Raw genomic sequence first — 22,216 nt, 5'->3', positions numbered from 1 at the left:
AAAGACGACGATTCGCTGGTATATCCACCCAGCTACATGTACAAAATGAGAAGTACAAAGAGATACATGTAAGCATAGGGAGAGGATATCAATGGGGAAATGGTCTGGTTGGTGTGTGCTGGCTCTATTGCTCGTGATGGGGGCCGTGTATTGGATGCCTGTACAAGCAAAGGAAGAAAAGCCGGTTGTGACAGAAATGATGAAAGTACTAGAAGAAACAGGCGCAACGGGTGTATCGGTTCAGGTACGTATGCGTACGGCGATGGGAGAAGGCCTGCGTGCTGAACAAGTAAAAGAGTTGGCGATGAAATGGGCACAACAACTTGAGATTCCGTTTTCCCCAAGCGAACAATCGCGTAAACACAACATACTCGCATATGGGACTACATACACACAAAACGGCGTGGATCTGAGCTACGAGGTGACAGGAGTGCCTAAAAATGGAGCATTTTCTGTATATCTAGTACTTCAGTTATCTGGAAGCCGTGATTCGCTACTATATATTGGACAAGTACAGGAAACCTTCACGAATGCCCTGCAAAGCGCCGACTTTATTCCGCAAATTAGCACTTGTATTCGCGGATTGTACAATGTTAAGATGGGTGTTGACCAACAGGAGGGTAAAATATTGTCGATTTTTGGTACTCTCCAGGCAACAGAATTAGAACGTTTGCAAGATGAGACGGTTGTCAGCATTTCAGGGTATACCCCTATGTGGGAATCATTCATCGCGTTAAACGGTCAAAAGATGAATCTACAGGTGGCTACGCATCGTGACAGCCATTCTGGAACATGGATTACGGTAGGTACACCAATCATCACTGTGGAATATTAGCACGCGGAGGGGTACACATTGGATAAAATTATTGTCCGTGGTGGTAAGGCATTGGCTGGAAATGTAAAAGTATCTGGCGCCAAAAATGCCGTACTCCCTATTATTGCAGCATCTATCTTGGCAGAAGAAGGGACTTGCGTCATCTCAGACGTACCAGGCCTCGACGATGTCCGGACGATATGCGACCTTTTGAAATCGATGGGAATCTCCCTTACATATGATCATGAAGTGCTGACGATCGATGCTTCCAAGCTTACGAGTGTAGAAGCGTCCTATGAACTGGTCCGCAAAATGCGCGCATCTTTCCTCGTGATGGGGCCGCTTTTAGCCAGAAAAGGACAAGCTCGTGTCGCTCTTCCGGGTGGATGTGCCATTGGTACACGCCCGATCGACCAGCACCTAAAAGGGTTTGAGGCTATGGGAGCCAAAATCGAAATCGGACAAGGGTTTATTGAAGCGACGGTAGAAGGACGATTGAAGGGTGCGAAAATCTACCTGGATATTGCTAGCGTCGGTGCAACAGAAAATATTATGATGGCCGCTGCTTTGGCAGAGGGAACCACATTGATCGAAAATGCGGCAGAAGAGCCGGAAATCGTTGATTTGGCGAACTTCCTGAACAGAATGGGAGCAAAAATCCGCGGTGCGGGTACAGGTTCGATCCGCATCGAAGGCGTGGAAAAGATGAAGGGCTGCACACATTGTGTCATTCCTGACCGTATCGAAGCAGGAACTTTCATGGTGGCTGCAGCGATTACCGGTGGGGACGTCTTTGTGGAAGGTGCGATTTGCGATCATCTCAAATCCGTGACCGCCAAGCTTCGTGAAATGGGCGTGGACATTGAGGAGCAAGAAAACGGCATTCGTGTACGCCGCACTGGCCCACTGAAAGCAGTTGACCTCAAAACGCTGCCATACCCTGGCTTCCCGACAGATATGCAGTCGCAAATGATGGCGCTTTTGCTTGTTTCAGAAGGAACGAGCATTGTGACCGAAACAGTATTTGAGAACCGCTTCATGCACGTGGAAGAGTTCCGCCGCATGAATGCGAACATCAAGATCGAAGGCCGCAGTGCCATCGTCGAAGGCGGTTCCAAGCTGACAGGCAGCAAGGTAGCAGCAACTGACTTGCGTGCTGGTGCAGCACTTGTACTGGCTGGGCTCGTATCGGAAGGAGAGACTGAGGTCTCTGCTCTGCACCATATTGACCGTGGCTACGTGAACTTTACGGAAAAGCTGCTGGCTTTGGGAGCAGATGTAGAACGCGTGGTCCCAGAAGAAAAGGCTCGTGAAAAAGCCGTTTCCGAAACCATCAAAGTAAGCTTCTCTCCTAATTTTGCTTGATAAATGCGTCAACCATATGGCAAAACGAAAGATTCTCTGCGGATGCAGGGGGTCTTTTTTTCGTTCTCTCGACTCTCTCATTCTCTCGTTCTACCGCTCTGTTACTGAACATAGACTTTAGTAGGTTATTTAAGACTTTTCGTGTCTAGTACGTAACGGGGAGGATCTCTTGCATGAAACGCTATCTACTCATGTGGTTTATCGCTTTGCCGATCTTGCTCGTCCTGATGCCTGCTGCTCTGGTCTTTTGGTTTTCACCAGCAATCAGCCCTGTCAGTCAGCCAACTGTGGCCGTCTCGGAGCCTGCCATACCAGCGATGAAGGAATCCGCTTCCTCTCTGCCGGTAAAGGTGTACCGTACAGAAAAAAAGACCGTGGAAACATTGCCGCTAGAAACGTATATTACGGGAGTCGTAGCGGCAGAAATGCCAGCCGAGTTTGAGCTGGAGGCTTTAAAAGCACAGGCGTTGGCGGCCAGAACCTATATCGTGCGCCGATTAAAAGAGGGCAAGTTTGATGATGTGCCCTCAGGCGGGCAGGTCTTGGATACGGTGCAGCATCAAGTCTATATGGATGAAGTGCAACGGCGTGAGCGTTGGGGAGACCAGTACGAATGGAAAAACAAACGCATCCAGCAAGCAGTGATGGCAACAGCAGGGATTATCCTGACCTACCAGAACGAGCCCATTGACGCGACGTTTTTTTCCACCAGTAATGGTTTTACAGAGAACTCGGATGAATACTGGGAAAAGCCCATTCCTTATTTGAAGAGCGTTGCGAGTCCTTGGGATATTCAATCTCCTCGCTATGAGGAAACGGTCGTCATGTCCACGGTGGAGCTAGAAAAGAATTTGGGCGTCAAGCTCACGCAGGAGGCCTCTACCAATGGTTCCTGGTATCGGATCGAATCGCGTACAACCGGAAATCGCGTAGGAACCATCAGCATTGGCGGCAAGGAATTTACAGGAAGAGAGTTTCGTGAAAAGCTCAATTTGAATTCTTCTTCCTTTACGTTGGACTTGCGCGGCAATCAGGTATTCATTACGACCAAAGGGTACGGTCATGGTGTCGGGATGAGCCAGTGGGGAGCAAATGGAATGGCCAAAAGCGGCAAAAGCGCGGAGCAAATCGTCAAACACTTCTATCAAGGAATTAGTCTGCAAGAGTATAAAAGGGTCATCCCAGCTTAAAAGCGATGCAAATTTTTACTTTTCCCTACTCTCTCAGGTTTATACGCCAAAATTCTGGCGATACTGAGGGATGAGGTGATGAATAAAATGGAAGATCAAAAAAATCAAAATCAACCGATTCCATTCAAGAAGGCAAGTTCTTGGAAAAAAGTTTTGGGCAAGAAATGGGCGTTTCCTGCAATCTACATCGGCACCGCAGCAATCATTCTCGCTTTTGTGATGTGGTATCAGGGCAATGTCATGGACACGGTATCCAAAATGACGAATGGCACAGATGGCGTGGCAGTGACAACTCCTGCAGCTCCTGAGACGACTACACCGCAAAACGAAGAAGCAGTACCTGCTACAAGTGGCGTACAACCACTCGCTTGGCCAGTAGGAAAAGGCGTACAGTACAATGTGGGCATGAACTACTACGATGAGAAAGCCTCTAAGGAGAGTCAGCAAAAAGCATTGGTGAGCTTTGACAACTCCTTCTATCCACACACAGGTATTGACCTCGTATCCACGGATGGCAAGGGCTTTGATGTCGTCGCAGCTCTTGCGGGCAAAGTGGTAAAAGTGGTGAACGATCCACTTGTCGGCAACGAGATTGAGATTGAGCACGCAGACAAAATGATTACGGTCTATCAAAGTCTGGAAAGCGTAACAGTCAAACCAGGCGATGAAGTGACACAAGGTCAAGTAATCGGGTCTGCTGGACGCAACACCTTTGAAAAAGACGCTGGCGCACATCTTCACTTCGAAGTTCGCATCGATAAAAAGCCTGTCAATCCAGAACAATACTTGATTCAGGCTGATACGGAAGTAAAAAATCAATAACCAATGAATGTAGAAAAACACCTGCAAAATACAACAATTGCGGGTGTTTTTTTGCGTGTTGTACAAACTGTTGAAAAAAGATGAGGCCGTGCTGGCTTGTCAGGCTTGGAAACGTAGAATATGTGTCCCTACGCACCCATATATTGTATCAGACAATGTAGATACAAGGAGGCGAGTAATGTGCACGACTACATCAAAGAGCGGACCATCAAAATCGGCCGATATATTGTAGAGACAAGAAATACGGTTCGGATGATCGCCAAAGAGTTCGGTGTTTCGAAAAGTACTGTGCACAAGGACTTGACTGAGCGGCTGCCTGAGATAAATCCAGAGTTGGCGAACCAGGTTAAGGAAATTTTGGAATATCACAAAGCCATCAGACATCTTCGGGGGGGCGAAGCGACCAAAATCAAGTACAAACGGCGTAGTAAAAAAGTACGAGTAGAACAGGAGGAGAGTGTGTAAGAAAGAATTTCCTTGTCCTCTCACGTAGAAGAGCCTATGATATTAGGTAGAAATGTAACTGGTAATCAGGGAGGACCTTTCATGTTTGGCAAAGATATCGGAATCGACTTGGGCACGGCCAATGTCTTGGTTTTTGTAAAAGGCAAGGGAATTGTCCTAGACGAACCATCTGTCGTGGCAATAGATAGTAAAACCAGAAAAGTTTTGGCCGTGGGAAATGAAGCCTATCGCATGGTAGGTCGCACCCCAGGGAATATCGTAGCGATCCGACCTTTGCGAGAAGGGGTTATCGCGGATTTTGAAATCACAGAGGCCATGCTGAAGCACTTCTTAAACAAAATTGGTGGGAAGAGCATGTTTGCCCGACCGCGAATTTTGATTTGCTGCCCAACCAACATCACCTCTGTTGAGCAAAAGGCCATTCGCGAAGCAGCTGAGCGCAGCGGTGGAGCAAGAGAAGTATTTATCGAAGAAGAGCCGAAAGTTGCCGCAGTTGGGGCAGGTATGGACATTTTTCAGCCGTCCGGAAATATGGTAGTGGACATCGGTGGGGGAACGACCGATGTAGCGGTATTGTCGATGGGCGATATTGTCACGTCTTCCTCCATTAAAATAGCAGGCGATACATTCGATGTGGCTATTATGCGTTACATAAAAAATAAATACAAATTGCTGATTGGAGAGCGTACGGCTGAAGATATCAAGGTTCAGATTGGAACCGTATCCGGCGGACGCCAGGACGAAATGGACATTCGAGGTCGAGACATGGTAAGCGGCTTGCCGCAAACGATTACCATTCGCTCCAATGAAGTCCAGGAAGCCCTGGCTGAGTCGGTGAGTGCGATTGTACAAGCCTCAAAATCTGTTTTAGAACGAACACCTCCGGAGCTTTCTGCCGATATAATTGATAAGGGTGTTTTCCTGACCGGTGGCGGCGCATTATTGCACGGTATTGACGAGATTCTGGCAGAGGAGCTGAAGGTTCCTGTGCTGGTAGCGGACGAGCCAATGATGTGCGTTGCAAAAGGAACAGGAATGATGCTGGACTATTTGGACAAGATGCCAGCTAACTCGAATAAGCGATTATTCAGGGGGTAAGATTTAAGTGATCAGAGGCTTGTATACGTCTGCATCTGGCATGCTGGCTTTGCAGAACAGGCAAGAATCGCTGGCGAACAATTTAGCAAATATCAATACACCCGGGTTCAAACAGGACGTGGGTGTCATGCGTGCATTTCCGGAGCAATTGCTCTCGCGCATGAATGATCATGAGGGACTGGATGTTCCGGGCATCCCTACTATGCCTGGGCAGCCTGCCATTATCGGGCGTCTGAACACAGGGGTATACATGGCGGAGGCGCTGCCGAATTTTGCGCAGGGGGATATTGAAGAGACACGCAATCCATATGATATTGCGTTGATGGACAATATTCAGCCAGATCAGGATGGCAATGAGCGGCGGTTGTTTTACGGTGTGGCACGGATTGAACAAGCGGATTTGGCTCAGCCAGTACAGCAAGAGGATATCCGCTATACGAGAAATGGTAACTGGAGCGTGAATTCGGACGGGTACCTGGTGACAGCGGAAGGATATTATGTGCTGGATAGCTCTAATCAGGCGATTCGAATCAACCATGATCCCGCACTCGGAACCAATGTCGGTCAAAACCTGAAAATTTCCGAGCGTGGCGAATTGATGCAAGTTACCATTGATCCAATCACCAAAGCAGAACAGTATACGGCGCTTCCTACTCATGCTAGATTGGGACTTGCAGTGGTAACCGATCCGCTAAAGCTTGTACGTGAAGGAACGAATGTTTTCCGATTTGAAGGCGATATACCAGTGGAAGGGATCGATTTGGCAGAAGCCAACGATCAGGCTGCTATAGCAGCTGGTACGTACAATACCCCTATGGTCGCGGGACGTTTCGGTACACAACAGGGCTGGCGTGAACGGTCGAATGTAGACCCAGCACAAACCATGACGAGTATGATGAGTGTGCTTCGCGCCTATGAAGCGAACCAACGGGTAATTACCACGATTGACGGTACGCTGGACAAGGCTGCTAATGAAATTGGTCGGGTTAATGGATAATAGGAGGTAGGAAGGATGCAGTCGCTTAATATTTCCACATCAGCTATGCGCGGTATTCAGCAAGCGTTGGACAATACAGCCAACAACCTGTCGAACATTGATACGATTGGGTACAAGCGCAGGGTAGCATCGTTTTCCGAGCTTCTCACAGACTCAATGAATGAGCAGCCGGCAGCGGATAACCAAAATCGCAATACACCAGTGGGGATAAGAATCGGTAGTGGAGCGCATCTTGCCATGACCAAGCTGGATCTCGGTCAAGGCAGTCTCAAGCAGACAGATGTGCCAACAGATGTTTTGATTGAAGGAGATGGCTATTTTTTGGTCACTCGTAAAATCAAAGATGCGAGTAAGATCACCGTGGATGAAGAAAGTCGCTTTACGCGTAATGGTTCTTTTAAGCTGTCTTATGATGATGATGACAAGGGATACGTACTGCACACCACGTCTGGCCATATTTTGACAGACGAAAATGGTGCGAATATCGTATTCCCGGAGCCAGTAAAAAATATCTCGATTTCCCCTGATGGTACTTTCAGTGCGGACGGAATGCCGGCACCTGTAAAAATTGGTGTATGGAATGTAGAGAACCCTGATCAGCTAAAGCAAGTCGGTGAGAATCTGTTTGATGCCGAATTGGCTTTCGGGGCAGGACCGCAAAGTAAATACACCAGTGCATATGATGATGGTGTAACATTGCGCCAAGGTGCTCTCGAGTCATCAAACGTCAGCATGACAGAAGAAATGTCCCAACTGGTGAACATTCAGCGTGCGTATCAATTGAACTCACGCGCAATTGGTATCAGTGATCAAATGATGGGTATTGCGAACCAATTGAGAAGCAGATAAAGCCATATAAATTCAACATGACGGAGGAGAGGAGCATGGAACAAGGGAAGAGCAAACGTTTCCCGCGTCAGACCGAAGAGGTTAAGTCAAAAGCAAGAGAGCGGGAACGGAGCGGCAAAAATTGGCGGCTGAGAGTTGCCAAGATGGTGCTGGTCCCACTCCTGCTGTTTTTCTCTCTGGTCGTTGGTCTGATGATCGGATACGGTGGAGTTGGCAAGAAGCCAATGTCTGAAGTATTCGATCCAGGAACCTACAAACATATGTGGGATTTAATGTTTGAGGATACGTAAAAATGAAGCTGGACAAGCCCGAACCTTTGGTTGGGGCTCCTATTTTTTCGGGGACTTGTTGTGGTGTTTGTCCACAGAGTATAATAGGTCGAGTGGTTGAAAAAGGAAGTGACGATTTGAATACGGAGGGATGTCCGTGAATCTTCCTAATTTGCTTACGATCTTTCGCATCGTGCTCATCCCTTTGTACCTGTATGTCTTTTTTTCGGAGTTTCCGTATCATGTTGAAATCGCTTTAGGCATTTTGATTTTGGCGGGAGTGACCGATATTGCGGACGGGTACATCGCGCGGAAGCATAAGCTTGTGACCACCATCGGAATGATGTTAGATCCTCTGGCAGATAAATTAATGATGCTGGCGGTCATCGCCTCATTATTTTTGACGGATCGAATCAGTGTATGGGCTGCCCTGTTTTTCTTTGTGCGCGATCTGGCCATGATAGTAACAGGAGCTGTTTATCATTTCCGTGGCAAAAAAACTGTCCCGGCTAATGCCTATGGCAAGCTGACAACCGTTCTTTTGTATCTGGTCATTCCGCTCGTTATGTACCGTTACGAGTACAGTGAAGCGATACTTTGGTCGGTTATAGCGTTCTCATTTATTGCGAGTGCGATTTATCTGGCAAAGGCTCGACTATTGAACCGCATGTAAGGGTTCCAGCAAGTTGAAAAAGAGCACTTCCGCTTTGGGGAGGAAGTGCCCCTTTTATCTTAACCCCGCTTGTCCGTTTTACTGGGGCGGGAATTATGTATATTGTTTCGTTGGTTAAAGGGTATTCATGCATAGACAAGTCTAGTTAAGTATGGAAATGGAGCGATACATAATGGAAATCAAAGCGCCTTTGGATATTATGCAAATTCAGGAAATCATTCCACACCGTTACCCGTTTTTGTTGATAGACAAAATTGAAGAGCTGGAGTTAGGAAAAAGAGCAGTTGGAATTAAAAATGTTACGGTAAATGAACCGTTTTTCCAAGGCCATTTTCCTGGTTATCCAGTCATGCCTGGCGTCCTTATTGTGGAAGCGTTGGCACAGGTTGGGGCAGTAGCGATGCTCAGCATGGAGGAACATCAAGGAAAAATCGGACTGTTTGCAGGCATTGATGAATTCCGTTTCAAAGATCAGGTGAAGCCGGGAGACACGCTGGTACTAGAGGTTGAGCTTACTCGTGTACGTGGAACCGTCGGCAAAGGACATGGCAGAGCACTGGTAAATGGAAAAGTAGTAGCAGAGGGCGGATTAATGTTTGCCCTGACGGCAGGAAATAAGGCACATTCATGATCATCTTGAATGTGCCTTTCTTTTCGGGTAGAATGGCTAATGGGCAACTCCATCCATGAGAAGGTAGTTTAAAAAGCCGTCTTTTTAAACATTCATTTACTAACAAGCACTTGAAGGTGAAGAAATGACCAAACAGGTCGCAACCATATTAGATGTGCCATTTACGACTCGCGGTTTTCGTGAGACTGTCGATCATATAACAGAGCGCATACAAAGCGGTCAAAAGACCCACGTGGTGACAGCCAATCCGGAAATCGTCATGGTAGCGAGAGAGAACCGCGCTTTCCGTTCTATTGTAGAACAAGCCTATGTCGTTCCAGATGGAATTGGAATCGTGTACGCTGCCAAATGGACGAATCAGCCAATTTATGAGCGCGTTACCGGTGTGGAGCTTCTGGAAGCGCTCATGGCGAAAGCCGATCAACATCAGTGGGGCGTGTATTTACTCGGCGCCAAGCCGGATGTCATTCATTTGGCAAAAGACAAACTGAGTGCTCGTTATCCGAACGCCCGAATCGTCGGATGTCGGGATGGCTATTTTCGCCCAGAGGAAGAAACTCAAATTGTACAAGAAATTGCCGAAGCGAAACCACAGCTCCTGTTCGTCGCACTGGGTGCGCCCAGACAAGATGAATGGATGGCGAAGTATCGCGATCAGTTAAATGCCTCCTTAATGATGGGGGTAGGCGGCAGCTTTGACGTCATTTCCGGGAAAGTAAAGCGCGCTCCCGAGATTTGGCAAAAACTGCATTTGGAATGGTTTTATCGACTTGCTTCTGAGCCTTCACGCTGGAAGCGTCAACTGGCTATTCCTCGGTTTGTTCTAACCGTACTGAAAGAAAAATGGAGTAGCCGTTCCTAGATGCATCCGTAGAGAGGAGAACAGTCGATGTCTACACTAATCCTCGGATTTCTGACTTCGCTGATCATATCGTTTATTGCTACACCGTATGTAAAAAACTTGGCTGTAAAAGTAGGGGCTGTGGATGCTCCGAACCAGCGCAAAGTACACACGCGAATCATGCCACGTATGGGTGGCTTGGCGATTTATATCGGTTATCTGGTTGCGTTCTTCCTATTTGTCCCACATACAACCATGTCAGAAATGCTGGGAATTTTCATCGGAAGTACGATTGTTATGGTCGTAGGCATGCTCGATGACAAATACCAACTCTCGCCAAAATGGAAGTTGCTTGGCCAGCTAGTCGCAACAGCGATTGTCGTCATTCCTTTTGGCTTGAAGATTGGCGTCGTGAATCTACCGTATAGCGGGAGCATTGATTTCAGCAGTGGCTGGCTTTTCTGGCTGGCGATTCCGATCACAATGTTTTGGATTGTCGGGGTAACGAATGCGGTGAACCTGATTGACGGTCTAGATGGACTGTCGGCAGGTGTATCAGCAATTGCTGCAGGGACAATGGGTGTCATGGCCTTGTTGATGGATGATTACAAGGTAGCGACCTACTGTTTCGTGCTCCTTGGAGCGATCCTGGGCTTTCTCTACTTTAACTTTCATCCGGCTCGTCTGTTTATGGGCGACACCGGTTCGCTTTTCTTGGGCTTCAACCTGGCTGCACTATCGATCATGGGCTTTAAAGAAGCGTTGTTCGTTTCCTTTATCATTCCAATCGTCGTGCTGGGTGTACCGCTCTGGGATACGTTCTTCGCCATCGTGCGCAGGATCGTAAACAAAAAGCCGATTTCGAGCCCAGACAAAGGGCATTTGCATCACTGCTTGCTAAACATGGGTCTGTCGCACCGCTCGACTGTACTCACGATTTACTCGATCAGCATTTTCTTCGGGACGATGGCGATCCTTCTGACGAAAACGACGAAGTGGACTACGATTATCGTCATGGTCGCGCTGCTGATTGCCATTCATCTCGGAACGGAGATCGTTGGACTCGTAAGCCGCCGTCACCGCCCACTGATTAATGCTTACAGACGTATCAAAATTAAACAGACCGAGCAACAGCGTCGGACGAATTAGAAATACAAAGAACCCTAGCATTTAATGGTGCTAGGGCTTTTTTTCGCCAAAATTTAGGGGGAAACACTTAAGTGAAGAATGGAATTGTCCGATAAAGATAGGGAGAATTACATTGTCCCATTACAAGTGTGGGACACATAAGAGGCTTCAAAAACAAACGGAGAGGTGAAAATATGAACAAGTCCTATCAACAATTCCGTCGTTGGCTGGTCATGTGCCTGACAATGATGCTGATTGTTACAGGTATGTTGCCAGCAGTGCCAGCTTCTGCGGCGCTGGGTTCCAACTGGGTAGGTTTCCAGACACTACCTGACTATGTTGTGACACCGACACCACCTAATGGCGATGGTAAAAGTTATAGCACGCCGATCAAGACCCTAAGCAAACTGGTCCATGGAGTCGAGCTTACTTACACCGATAGCACCAAAAATGGTCAAGGTGTAGACGTTTTAATTGATAATGTCGTGTTTCCGAATAATCAATTGTTCGTAGGCAACAAAATTACACTGCCAGATTTTTATTTGAACAGCAGTGGAGCAGTGACCAAAGTTACAGTGAGGCCAAAAGTAACGGCCAATACAACGAATGATACAGCAGAGATTTTCTTTCAGTACACACCAAAACCTTCTGCTCCAGGAGAAGGTCCGCTAAAATTTGATAACGGCGGAGCGGGTAAGCATCAAAGTACCCCTATAAAGGTAACAAATCGAACAGTAACGAATTTGAAATACGAATATACTGTTTCAGATAAATTGGATAAAACACGGGCTGTAGAGGTTCAAGTAAACGGCATAACCGTTAGAACTGTAACTGGTTCTTCTGGAGGTATCTTGCCAGATATCGATCTATCTCCTGGACTGAATGCAATTCAGTTGTTTGCGTCGAATACAGGAGAGCGTGCTATTGTTTATTACGAGTACAACTCGCAGAACAGCCCAATCTCCATTACTAACTTCTCTGGAGGAACGACAGCCTATACCCCAGTGATTTATGGAGACTCTACGATAACCTTGGTTGGGACGTATGGCAGTGGAGTAACTGGAAGCAGCTTGCGACTGAAGCTGATCACGAACAACGGCACTTCCATTCAAGACTTGGCCAATACTGCGCCAGCGATTAATGGCAGCAACTTTACATTTAGCAACATCGGCTTGAAACCAGGTCTGAATCAGATCGCTTTCTATGAAAAAGTAGGAAACGTAACAAAAGAGCACTACCAGTTCTATGTTCAATACAACAACACACCACTTGTCAGTGACTTGAAAGTAAATGACACACCGCTGAACGATCCGAATGTCAACACTAGTCCAACTTATATCACGGTTCCATCACTCAACCGTCTGAATTTGAATATGGACGGGAAAGCGCTCAATGCGGATACTGTTGAAGTGAAAAATATGCGTACAGGCGATGTGGTCAAAACGCAGGTAAACCGCACGGGATCTTTTGGATTGAGTGTTCCATCCCAACTTGGCGAAAATACCTTGGAGATCAGGGTCTTTAACCAAAATAAAGAGGTAGGGACTTTTGTCCGAAAGCTCTTGGTAACGACAACATCATCCGGAAGCTCTGATCAGTTTTACAAAGTAACGTTAGGGGGAGTAGCACTTCTGCCTAACCAGCAATCGACGATATCAGGTCCAGCTTCATCCCCAGAGATGGCGTTGAATGGCTCGGCGCTGTTGAAGTTTGTAGATATTACAAATGAGCAGAAGTTCCAAGAATTCAAGATTACGATTTCTGATGGCAGTAACAAATATGAGTACAAGTCTGCTGAGGGGGTAGGCTTCAAGGAGATCGGCAACCCGCAAAGCGGATTTACGGAATATGCGGTAGATATGGCGAAGGTACCTGCAGGAATCTTTAAGGACGGTAAAACGTATAAGTTATCCTTGAGCTATCAATACCTGTCAAAGGCTTCAGATAATACCGTATCGTCTCCATCGGGCTTTATAAATGTCGCGAACTACGAGTATGAATTCAAATACTTGGATAACTCCAAGCCAAACATTTCACAAGTGATAAATTTGGCAAACGCACAAGTATTGTCTCCGACGGCTACAAATATCATTGTGACTTCACCGTTGGAGTTGAAGGCGGTCACGCAAAATATTCCAACTCCTGATAATTCAACCATTACGTATAACGGGCAGAAGTTGACTTCTGGAGTTGACTATGTAATTACGTCAGCTACTGATGAATTTACACTTACTTTGAAAAAGCTGCCACAGGGTCAGGGTAAATTAGTAATTGGATATCCTGGTGGAACAGGTTCAGCTACTTACACCCTGGATATTCGCATTACTCCATTTGCTCAAATCACCTATGTAGATGCAACAGGACAGGTGCGTAGCTTTGAAGATGGATATCAAGTAAAAAGTGAGAATGATATCCGAAATCTCGACGGGAAAGTGTACAACTATGTTTTGAAGTCAAGTAACATTGAGGCAACCTTAAATGGTTCGAAAATCGATATTAGTGCTGGTATCGATACAACCAAGGGTACGTTCCTTATCCCTAAAAATCTGCTCGGTTACAAAAAAGGTAACAACGTCCTGAAAATTACCTTGAAAGACGATCCACAAACAGTATTCACCTATAATGTTTCTTACAACTCATCCAAGACGCCATCTGTAGAGGATGTGAAGCTGGAGATCATCTCCAATGGTGATACTGAAGAGTTGACCAAGAAAGCTGGAGATGCATCTTATAAGACAGGTGCCAACTTCTTGACCAACTTGAGCTTTACTGTAAATGATGCAACACATGTCTACATTGAAAAGAACGGAAAACGTATCAACGATTTCCGCTACAAGAGTGGAGATTGGGAACAAGATACGACAAACCAGGAATACGTAAAAGCGCGCCTGGAAGCATCGTTGAATAATGATTTGGAAGACTTGTTTGATGAGCACAACATTGATTCGCAGTCCCGTTCCCGATTTGAAGGGAAGATGACCACGAAGAAATACGGCGATCTTGTTGAAGAAGTGCAAGATGCTGTGACTGATGCCAAAGAACAAGAACAGAAACTGGCCCTTTTCCCTCTGACTTTGAAAAAGGGTGGAACAACGGTCTACACCATCGTAGCTGAAGATGACAATGGCACTGTCATTCGCTATGACATCAACATCGATCAGAAATATTCCAGCTGGGAAGTTTTGTCCCCAGTAAAAGCAAAAGAAAACGATCCATACGTTATCGTAAATAGCAACAGTGCAGTTGTGAAAGTGTTTGCGGAAAATGCGGACAAAGTATTGTTTGGCAAAACAGAGGCAAAAGTATCCAATACAAGCAACCCTGACTTCTATTACGATGACGATCAAGGGAAAACAATCCCTGAGACTTACTATGTATTTACATCTACAGTTCCACTTAAAAAAGGTCTAAACACAATTAAATTCTCGGTTGTGGTAGGCGATAGCACCTATAAAGACGAAATCAAGATTTACAATGCGAGTTCGACTGTAAATGGTGCAGAATATCGTGATGTATTAGGGAAGAAAACTACTTTCAGCGTATTTGATAAGCAATTTGAGTTGAAGTTCCCGAAAGGTACCGTATTGCTGTCACCAGATGACAGCCGTGCTGGTCAAGAAGTGAAGAATCCTAACGGAGATATTTTTGTCGATGTACCTCTATACTTCGGTATGGCAGACAGGACAACAGGACAAATAAACATCGACGAGGATAATCTGGAAGAACGACTGGTTCTGGAAGCTAACTTTAACTATGCAAGTCCTCTGTACTATGTAGATGCAGGTGATACAGAAGCCCCGGGTGGTCGTGATCCATACTTCGATGAAGGCGATGCGGAAGACTTCAAGAGTCGTTGGCAAGACAATCTGGTTCCTAGCCTTCGCGGTACAATTACCATCAAATACGATCCATCCATTGTAAACGCAGCGAATAACATCCTGACCGTTTTCTATCACAATGGGGATGAATGGAAAAATATTAGTGGCGTAGTGAGTACAAGCAAAAAGACTGTTACCGTACCGTTTGCTGGTTTTGGTTATTACATGGTCATGAAAACGAGAGAAACATACGATGATGTCATTGGACATGATTTCGCTCGTGATGCAATTGAGACGCTGTACGCCAAAGGCATCATGCCAGCATACAGTGGAAGCAGCTTTGGGGCAAACCGTGACATGACACGCGGCGAATTTGCGACGATGCTGGTTAAAGCGATGGATTTGCCAATTAACGCTGGGCCATATCGGGATAGCAACGAGCGTGATCCGTTAGAACCGACCTTTACGGATGTTCGTCCGAATCGCGATTCGTGGGATTATGAGTACAAATACATTGAGACGGCTGCTCGGGCTGGAATTATTCGTGGAAAACAACCAGGGTACTTCCGTCCAGATGAAAATCTTACACGCGAAGAAGCAGCAATCATGATCTCGCGTGCGCTTAATCTCAAATTGGGTACACTCGATGCTTCCAAACTGGCTTTGAACAAAATGTTCTCAGATGCCAAGGATGTTAGTTACTATGCAGCTCCATCCGTACTTGCTGTCAGCAAGGCGAAACTGATGAACGGCGAAATAGATAATCCAGGTGAGAAAAAGTCAACCTACAGCTTCAAACCAACAAACAACCTGACTCGTGCTGAAATGGCTGTCATCACTATTCGTGTGATGGTCCAACTCAAAAAACTGCCTAAGCAGTAAGCCGAGATATTTCGCCATATATAATAGAAGAAAAGCTGAAGAGGTCATCGACTCTTCAGCTTTTTTCATGGAGAAATTACTCTTCTTCCACATCGCCAACCGCGTCTACAGGAACCTCCACATATTCCTTCTCCCCCAGCACGATCTGAGCTTGTCCATTCGTCAAATCAACCATCCGTGAGACAAACTCATCCTGTTCCCCCTCAGGGATCAGCACATGCGCAGTCACCTTGTCTGTAAAATCCGTACCACTCACGCGATGTTCGCCTAGACGCAGCTCGTTCTCGACTTTGCCCCACCACGTATAGTCCACGCTGACAGAGACCGTCTGATGCAGCGTGTGCACCACGATCTTCGCAGCCTTCAATGCAGTGACCGTTCCAGCTGTATAAGCCCGAACAAGTCCACCAGCCCCAAGCTTGATTCCGCCGAAATAGCGAGTGACGACCACGACCGTATCCTTCACGCCGTTTTTCTTGATGCATTCCAGGATCGGCTTGCCTGCCGTACCGCTAGGCTCCCCGTCATCACTCGAGCGCTGAATCTGATCGTTTTCGCCGATGACAAAAGCAGAACAGTTATGAGTAGCGTCCCAGTGCTTCTTTTTGATCATCGCGATAAATGCTGTCGCTTCTTCCTCAGTGGTAACCCGCTGGGCATATCCGATAAAACGGGAGCGCTCAATAACGATATAGTCCTCACCGTAGCCAGCGATGGTTTTGTATTGGGTTAGCATCGTACAATCACCTCAAGAAAAGGATAGCATGCCAAAGAAATGTTGGCGAACAGTGAAATGTTTTTGACACATAATCGTAGTACTCTATGTGGTGCTTGTGGAATAAAAAAGGAAAGGGAGGAGTTCCTTATGATTCCCTTATGAAAATGCTGGTATGGCATAATTTTGCGTGTGAGAAGGATAACTCTGTGATATAGTGATCTTGGGACAAACCACATATTTAATGTGGTTAATAATTTTATGCTCAATATAAAATAAAGGAGTGGAAGTCAGTGAATTTTCCATATTCGAAAAAGAAATGGATGTCTATCAGTTTGGCGGCATTATTAACAACAGCCCTTGGCGCAGGAACCTTGACGGCATCTGCGAATACAGGCTCCGATCAAGCAAAGGCACCTACGACTGTACAAGCATCAAACGATAAAGTAGCAGCTGAGGCAGGCAAAGAGAATACGACAACGCCTGATACTGCCGCAACAGAAGAGTTGACGTTGGATAAAGCGATTGAACAAGCTTTGAAAACCAACGTCACATTACAAAATGCTATTCTGGATGCGAAAAATGCAGATATTAACAACTCGATTACTTACAGAAGCACGGCACAAATGACAGCAGACATGCTGGAATCCTTGGATGCAGCGCAAGCAAAGTATGTAAGAAGCGCCCAAAGTGAAATGACTAAGAAGCTGAATGCGCTCGCTGTTAAGTCTACAGAAGGAAAAATCAAGTTAGGTGCACAAGATGCCTATTACAAACTGATTTTTGCTCAAGATGACGTGAATTTGAAAAAACAAAGCTTGGCTCGTGCAGAAGCACAACTGAAAGTAGCCAAGGCTGCATTTGATGTTGGAACGAACGCGAAGACTGATGTTCTTGAAGCAGAAATGGGCGTAGCTGGTGCAAAAGCTCAGTTGACGACTGCGGAAAACAACTTGGAAATTGCCGTGATGAATTTGAACGATTTCCTTGGCGTTGATCTGCAAAAAGAATGGAAAATCGTCTCAGCCAATAAGAAAATGGCTCCAATCTCGATTACCATGGAAGATGCCGAGAAGCAGGCCCTCTCTAAACGTTTGGAAATTACCAAAGCAGAAGAAGAGCTCAAGCTGGCAGAATTGAATGTGAAGCTGATCGCCGAGTATACAGCGGCGTCAACTCTTTCTGGTCAACAAGCTCGCAACAACGTCGAGAAATCGAAGCTTGCCATTGATGAGGCAAAACGTACCGTTTCGAAAGATGTTGCACAGGCATACCTCAACCTAAACGCAGCTCGTGAGGCGATTGATTTCCAAAAAGCGGCAAAAGATTCTGCTGCTGAGAGCTATCGTTTGAAAAATTTGCGTTTTGAAAATGGACTCGCGACGACTTTGGAAGTAATCCAATCGGAAGAAGCGCTGTCTACTCGTGAGAACGAGTACCAAAAAGCTGTCCTGTCTTACAACTTGGCTGTCGTAAACTTTGAAAATGCATTAGGAAATTAACCTAATTCAAGCAAGATTATGAGGTTTTGACCCAAATTGGAAAAAGGTTCAGTCGTGACAGCCCGCCATATGTCCCCTATAATACGGATTGTGGCGGATGTCACTTCGTACATAATGGACAGGTGAATAACGAACCACGAAAAAAACTTTAAATTTTTTTCGAAGGCGCCGCAACTTTTGATTCGCTCAGGCGTTTAATAGGATGTCACACGAAAAACGGGGAATTGTGTAAAAAAGATTCACGAATTCTAGCAGTTGTGTTACACTAGTGATTGTTGCATTTTACACAATACTGAATATACTAGAGATTTTTAACACAAAAAGCGAGGCTTTCCTGCGAAAGGAGGTGACACGCGCTTGCAGGATTCGGGCTTTAAAAAGAAAGATAGATTAACAACAAATATTCCCCAAGAACAATTTGTTTATACTAGAGGAGGAGAACACAAGGTTATGAAAAAGGTCGTTAACAGTGTATTGGCTAGTGCACTCGCACTTACTGTTGCTCCAATGGCTTTCGCAGCAGAAGAAGCAGCAACTACAGCTCCTAAAATGGATGCTGATATGGAAAAAACCGTAAAACGTCTGGAAGCTCTTGGCCTGGTAGCAGGTTATGGCAACGGCGAATACGGTGTAGACAAAACTATCACTCGTGCAGAGTTCGCTACTCTGGTTGTTCGCGCTCGCGGACTGGAGCAAGGTGCGAAATTGGCACAATTCAGCAATACTTACACAGATGTAAAATCTACTGATTGGTTTGCTGGTTTCGTAAACGTAGCTTCCGGCGAAGAAATCGTAAAAGGTTTCCCGGACAAATCTTTTAAACCACAAAACCAAGTTACTTATGCTGAAGCTGTAACTATGATCGTTCGTGCACTGGGTTATGAGCCATCCGTTAAGGGTGTATGGCCTAACAGCATGATCTCCAAAGCTTCCGAGCTGAACATTGCTAGAAGCATCACTTCTCCTAACAATGCAGCAACTCGTGGCGACATCTTCAAAATGCTCGACAACGCTCTTCGCGTAGACCTGATGGAGCAAGTTGAATTCGGTACTGACATCCGTCATGAAATCACGAAAGAAACTCTCCTGACTAAATACCTGAAAGTTACTGTTCGTGACATGGAATGGGCTCAAGAAGCTGGCAACGACAGCGAAGACCTGCCATTGGTAACTAACGTACCAGCTATCGGTCTGGGCAAAATCAAAGCTAACGAAGTTACTTTGAACGGTAAAGACGCTGGAATCGGCAACACTACTTACAAAGTAGCTGACGGTATCAACGCTAACGATTTCGATGGTCAACACGTACAAGTGTGGATCAAAGACGACCGTGAAGACGTAATCGTTTGGATGGAAGGTTCCACAGACCAAGAAGTTATCATGGACCGCGTTGGCGAGTTCACGCTGAAAGGCAAACTTTTGGAAGATCCAAAAGATCTGAGCAACTCTGATCTGGCTGATCTGAAATTGGAGCTGGATGCTAGCGAAAAGAGCTACCGCTTCAACAAAAACACTAAAGTAACTTACAACTTCACTCGCTTCAACGATCCAGTTGATGGTTTGAAAGAAATCATCAAGGACAACGCTGATGGCGGATTCACTTTCGGTGCAAAAGTTGTTCTGGACAACAATAACGAGATTGCTTACATCCACGTTATTGACGACCAATCCATGAACAAAGAAGACGAAGGCGTTAAATACGGTTCCGAAGTTATCTCCAAAATCGATGCTGATAAAAAGAAAATCACGAACCGTGATAACGACAAGTTCAACGACCTGGAAGACAAAGAAGAAGGTAAAGACTTCTTGGTATTCCTTAACGGTAAACCAGCTAAATTCAGCGATCTGAAAGAAGGCATGGTTTACAGCGTATACTACGCTGATGGCGACGAAGACAAATTGCTGGTATTCGCTACTGACACAGTAGTAGAAGGTAAAGTAGACAAAGTTGTTAGCCGTAACAACAACGACTACCGCCTGACTATCGGCGACAAAACATACCGCGTTTACGAAGGTGCTACTTTCTCCGATGACGGTAACAAAGATGTTCAAGACATCGACAAAGACCACTGGGATCTGGTTGACAGCTTGGACGACGAAACAGTAAAACTGTACCTGGATGCTTCTGGTCGTGTTCGTCACATCGAAACTAAGGATGCTATCGACGATCGCAAACAAAAAGCAATCATCACTCGTGCAGCTACTTTCAACACAAGCAAAGACACTTGGGATTTCACTGTGTTGACTCAAAAAGGTAAAAAAGTAACTGTTTCCCTCGAAGCTAAAGACATCTATGACTTCGATGGCAAAAACTTCTCCAGAGATGGCAAGTCCGAGTGGGATCTGGAAAACATTCTGGTACCTAGCAAAGACAAAGACACTCTGCTCGTAGAAGTAACTCTTGATGCAGATGGCAAACCAGACAAAGTTGAATTCTTGAAACCTGTTAAGGTTGAAGAAGAATCCGGCAAAGCTTGGGATGACCTCGCAGATGAAGACGACGATATGGTTGGCGACTACGAAGTTACTGACAAAACAGCTGTCTTCAACATGACTGGTGAGTTGGAAACAAACGGCAAACGTGCTGAACTGAAAAACGCTAAAACTGCGAAATTCAAAGACGTTGCTGATGAAAACGACCTGTCCGTAATCTACACTGTAAACGACAAAGACGAAGTAGAAGCAATCTTCGTTGTTGAAGGTGACGGTTTGTCTGGTGACGCTATCTACGGTCAAGTTATCGACTTCGGTCGCGCTGGCGGTAAAGACACCATCAAAGTATGGGTTAAAGAGAAAGATAGCAACAAAATCGTTGAGAAAGAATACAAACTGGATGGCGATCAAGACGATCTGAAAGATGACGACATCCGTCGTAACGACTTCATCGCATTCACAGTTGATTCCAACGACGAAGTTATCGTTGACGATGTAGTTGAAGTAGTTAACAAAAACGCTAAAGGCATGCTCGCAGAAGTAACTGACGAAAAAGGCCTGAGCGATGCAAACATCGACAAATTGACTGTTGGTTTGGTTGATGATGTAAGCAAAGACACCATCACTTACAAAGATGCTGACGGCAACAAGAAGAAAGCTAGCATCAAATCTGCTACAGTTTACTTCGATCTGTTCGATGACCTCGGTGAAGCAGATGGCGTTAACGAAGGCGACTACGTTGTAATGATCGACAGCGGTGACATCTCCGGTACTAAATACGACTTCGTTCTGATCGTTTCCGACGAGAAGACAGTTCGTAAAGAAGACCTGGAAGATGAAGCAGAAGCATTCTTGAAACAAGAGCCAGCTGAAGGCGAAAAACCAGTTTGGGATGCTCTTCCAACTACTGTAGAAGGTAAATATGTATCTGCTGGTACAATGAAAATTTACCGTGCTTCTGTAGAACTGAACAAAGACATCAAGGCTGATGACGTTGATGACATCATTTTCTCCATCAACGGTAAAGAAGTAACGCCTGACGTTCTGGACTTCAAAGATGGCAAGATCTCCATCCAGTACCAAACTGAAGACAAAGTAACTTCTAGCGAACTCAAAGTTACTAACAAAAATGGTAAAGATTCCGACAAAGCAAACGTGAAATTCGTAGAAGCGTAAGAATTTCAGTTAGCTAGTCTGAAGCAGGATTTGGGTTACCAAAGAGTTAGAGGGGACATATCCCCTCTAACTCATATTACCCGACTATAGAGAACTTCCTATCAAACATACGGAGGGGTAGTACGTGAATAAAAAAGTGGTTCTTTCTGTTCTTTCAACTACACTTGTAGCTAGCTTGGCAGCTTCTGCTTTCGCAGCACCAAAAGATGGTATTTACATTGGTGGAGACATCAAAAAATTCTACTCTACTGACGTTCTGTTCGAAATGACGCCAGCAGCTAAAACAGCTTATAACAATGAGCTGAAAACTATGGCTACTAACCTGAACAACGTAGTATTCGTTGACTACAAAGGAAACGGTGCTTCTTTGCAAGAAATGTTCGACAAGGGCGGTAAAGTTGCTCTGGGCGAGCCTCTGAAAAAAGAAGACTTCGCTGATCTCTACAAAGTAGTGAACAAAGATGGTTCTTCTACTGCAACTGAAAATGCTAGAGACAAAGTAGATGGCACAACTCCAGGTGACCTGAAAGTTGAATCTGTAAGTGCTA

At 45.6% G+C, this 22,216-nt stretch carries 17 protein-coding genes and 1 pseudogene; 17 read left to right on the top strand and 1 reads right to left on the bottom strand.

Features of this window, described 5'->3' with window-relative positions:
- Nucleotides 1-91 precede the first annotated feature (91 nt).
- The 14 genes from HP567_RS00090 (at nt 92) to HP567_RS00025 (ending at nt 15,842) form a co-directional block, all read left to right on the top strand.
- A complete protein-coding gene (locus tag HP567_RS00090; protein ID WP_173610480.1) occupies nt 92-835 on the top strand; it encodes a YwmB family TATA-box binding protein in 744 nt (247 codons plus the stop codon).
- A gap of 18 nt (nt 836-853) precedes the next feature.
- Nucleotides 854-2,179, top strand: a complete 1,326-nt coding sequence (gene murA / locus HP567_RS00085; RefSeq protein ID WP_016740202.1) for a UDP-N-acetylglucosamine 1-carboxyvinyltransferase — start codon at nt 854-856, stop codon at nt 2,177-2,179.
- Between the two features lie 173 nt (nt 2,180-2,352).
- Nucleotides 2,353-3,369 (top strand): stage II sporulation protein D, encoded by a 1,017-nt coding sequence (gene spoIID / locus HP567_RS00080; protein WP_173610481.1) that lies wholly within the window; start codon nt 2,353-2,355, stop codon nt 3,367-3,369.
- An 87-nt stretch (nt 3,370-3,456) separates the two neighbouring features.
- Nucleotides 3,457-4,191, top strand: a complete 735-nt coding sequence (locus HP567_RS00075) for a M23 family metallopeptidase (protein ID WP_173610482.1) — start codon at nt 3,457-3,459, stop codon at nt 4,189-4,191.
- Between the two features lie 180 nt (nt 4,192-4,371).
- Nucleotides 4,372-4,656, top strand: a complete 285-nt coding sequence (gene spoIIID, locus HP567_RS00070; RefSeq protein ID WP_003388385.1) for a sporulation transcriptional regulator SpoIIID — start codon at nt 4,372-4,374, stop codon at nt 4,654-4,656.
- A gap of 81 nt (nt 4,657-4,737) precedes the next feature.
- Nucleotides 4,738-5,754: a rod shape-determining protein gene (locus HP567_RS00065; protein ID WP_088909734.1), complete on the top strand. Its 1,017-nt coding sequence runs from the start codon at nt 4,738-4,740 to the stop codon at nt 5,752-5,754.
- A gap of 7 nt (nt 5,755-5,761) precedes the next feature.
- On the top strand, nt 5,762-6,751 hold the full coding sequence (locus tag HP567_RS00060) for a flagellar hook-basal body protein (protein ID WP_173610483.1): 990 nt from the start codon (nt 5,762-5,764) through the stop codon (nt 6,749-6,751).
- 15 nt (nt 6,752-6,766) lie between these two features.
- Entirely contained in the window at nt 6,767-7,600 is an 834-nt protein-coding gene (locus HP567_RS00055; protein ID WP_173610484.1) for a flagellar hook-basal body protein, read from the top strand.
- Between the two features lie 35 nt (nt 7,601-7,635).
- The gene (locus HP567_RS00050) at nt 7,636-7,890 is read left to right on the top strand and encodes a DNA-directed RNA polymerase subunit beta (protein ID WP_173610485.1); all 255 of its coding nucleotides are present in this window, start codon (nt 7,636-7,638) and stop codon (nt 7,888-7,890) included.
- A gap of 130 nt (nt 7,891-8,020) precedes the next feature.
- Nucleotides 8,021-8,542 carry a CDP-alcohol phosphatidyltransferase family protein gene (locus HP567_RS00045; protein WP_137032012.1) on the top strand — a complete coding sequence of 174 codons (522 nt, stop codon included), beginning with the start codon at nt 8,021-8,023 and terminating at the stop codon, nt 8,540-8,542.
- 172 nt (nt 8,543-8,714) lie between these two features.
- Entirely contained in the window at nt 8,715-9,173 is a 459-nt protein-coding gene (gene fabZ / locus HP567_RS00040) for a 3-hydroxyacyl-ACP dehydratase FabZ (protein WP_173605649.1), read from the top strand.
- 124 nt (nt 9,174-9,297) lie between these two features.
- Nucleotides 9,298-10,035, top strand: coding sequence for a WecB/TagA/CpsF family glycosyltransferase (locus tag HP567_RS00035; RefSeq protein ID WP_048035063.1), 738 nt, complete (start codon nt 9,298-9,300; stop codon nt 10,033-10,035).
- Nucleotides 10,036-10,062: 27 nt separating this feature from the next.
- Complete coding sequence (locus tag HP567_RS00030) at nt 10,063-11,163, top strand: glycosyltransferase family 4 protein (RefSeq protein WP_173610486.1); 1,101 nt, start codon at nt 10,063-10,065, stop codon at nt 11,161-11,163.
- A gap of 173 nt (nt 11,164-11,336) precedes the next feature.
- On the top strand, nt 11,337-15,842 hold the full coding sequence (locus HP567_RS00025; RefSeq protein WP_173610487.1) for an S-layer homology domain-containing protein: 4,506 nt from the start codon (nt 11,337-11,339) through the stop codon (nt 15,840-15,842).
- A 76-nt stretch (nt 15,843-15,918) separates the two neighbouring features.
- Here the strand turns inward: HP567_RS00025 and HP567_RS00020 are convergent, their stop codons facing one another.
- A complete protein-coding gene (locus HP567_RS00020) occupies nt 15,919-16,578 on the bottom strand; it encodes a YigZ family protein (protein WP_173610488.1) in 660 nt (219 codons plus the stop codon).
- 272 nt (nt 16,579-16,850) lie between these two features.
- Here HP567_RS00020 and HP567_RS00015 point away from each other — a divergent pair, with 272 nt between their 5' ends.
- From HP567_RS00015 to HP567_RS00005, 3 genes and pseudogenes are all read left to right on the top strand, one after another.
- Nucleotides 16,851-18,059, top strand: coding sequence for a TolC family protein (locus HP567_RS00015; protein ID WP_173610489.1), 1,209 nt, complete (start codon nt 16,851-16,853; stop codon nt 18,057-18,059).
- A 450-nt stretch (nt 18,060-18,509) separates the two neighbouring features.
- Nucleotides 18,510-21,668 carry an S-layer homology domain-containing protein gene (locus tag HP567_RS00010; RefSeq protein WP_173610502.1) on the top strand — a complete coding sequence of 1,053 codons (3,159 nt, stop codon included), beginning with the start codon at nt 18,510-18,512 and terminating at the stop codon, nt 21,666-21,668.
- Nucleotides 21,669-21,792: 124 nt separating this feature from the next.
- Nucleotides 21,793-22,216: pseudogene (locus HP567_RS00005) on the top strand (hypothetical protein); the annotation flags it as partial.

It is taken from the genome of Brevibacillus sp. M2.1A (assembly GCF_013284355.2).
Taxonomy (GTDB): domain Bacteria; phylum Bacillota; class Bacilli; order Brevibacillales; family Brevibacillaceae; genus Brevibacillus.
The sequence above is the reverse complement of the archived record's forward strand: the minus strand, read 5'-3'. Positions and strand labels throughout refer to the sequence as shown.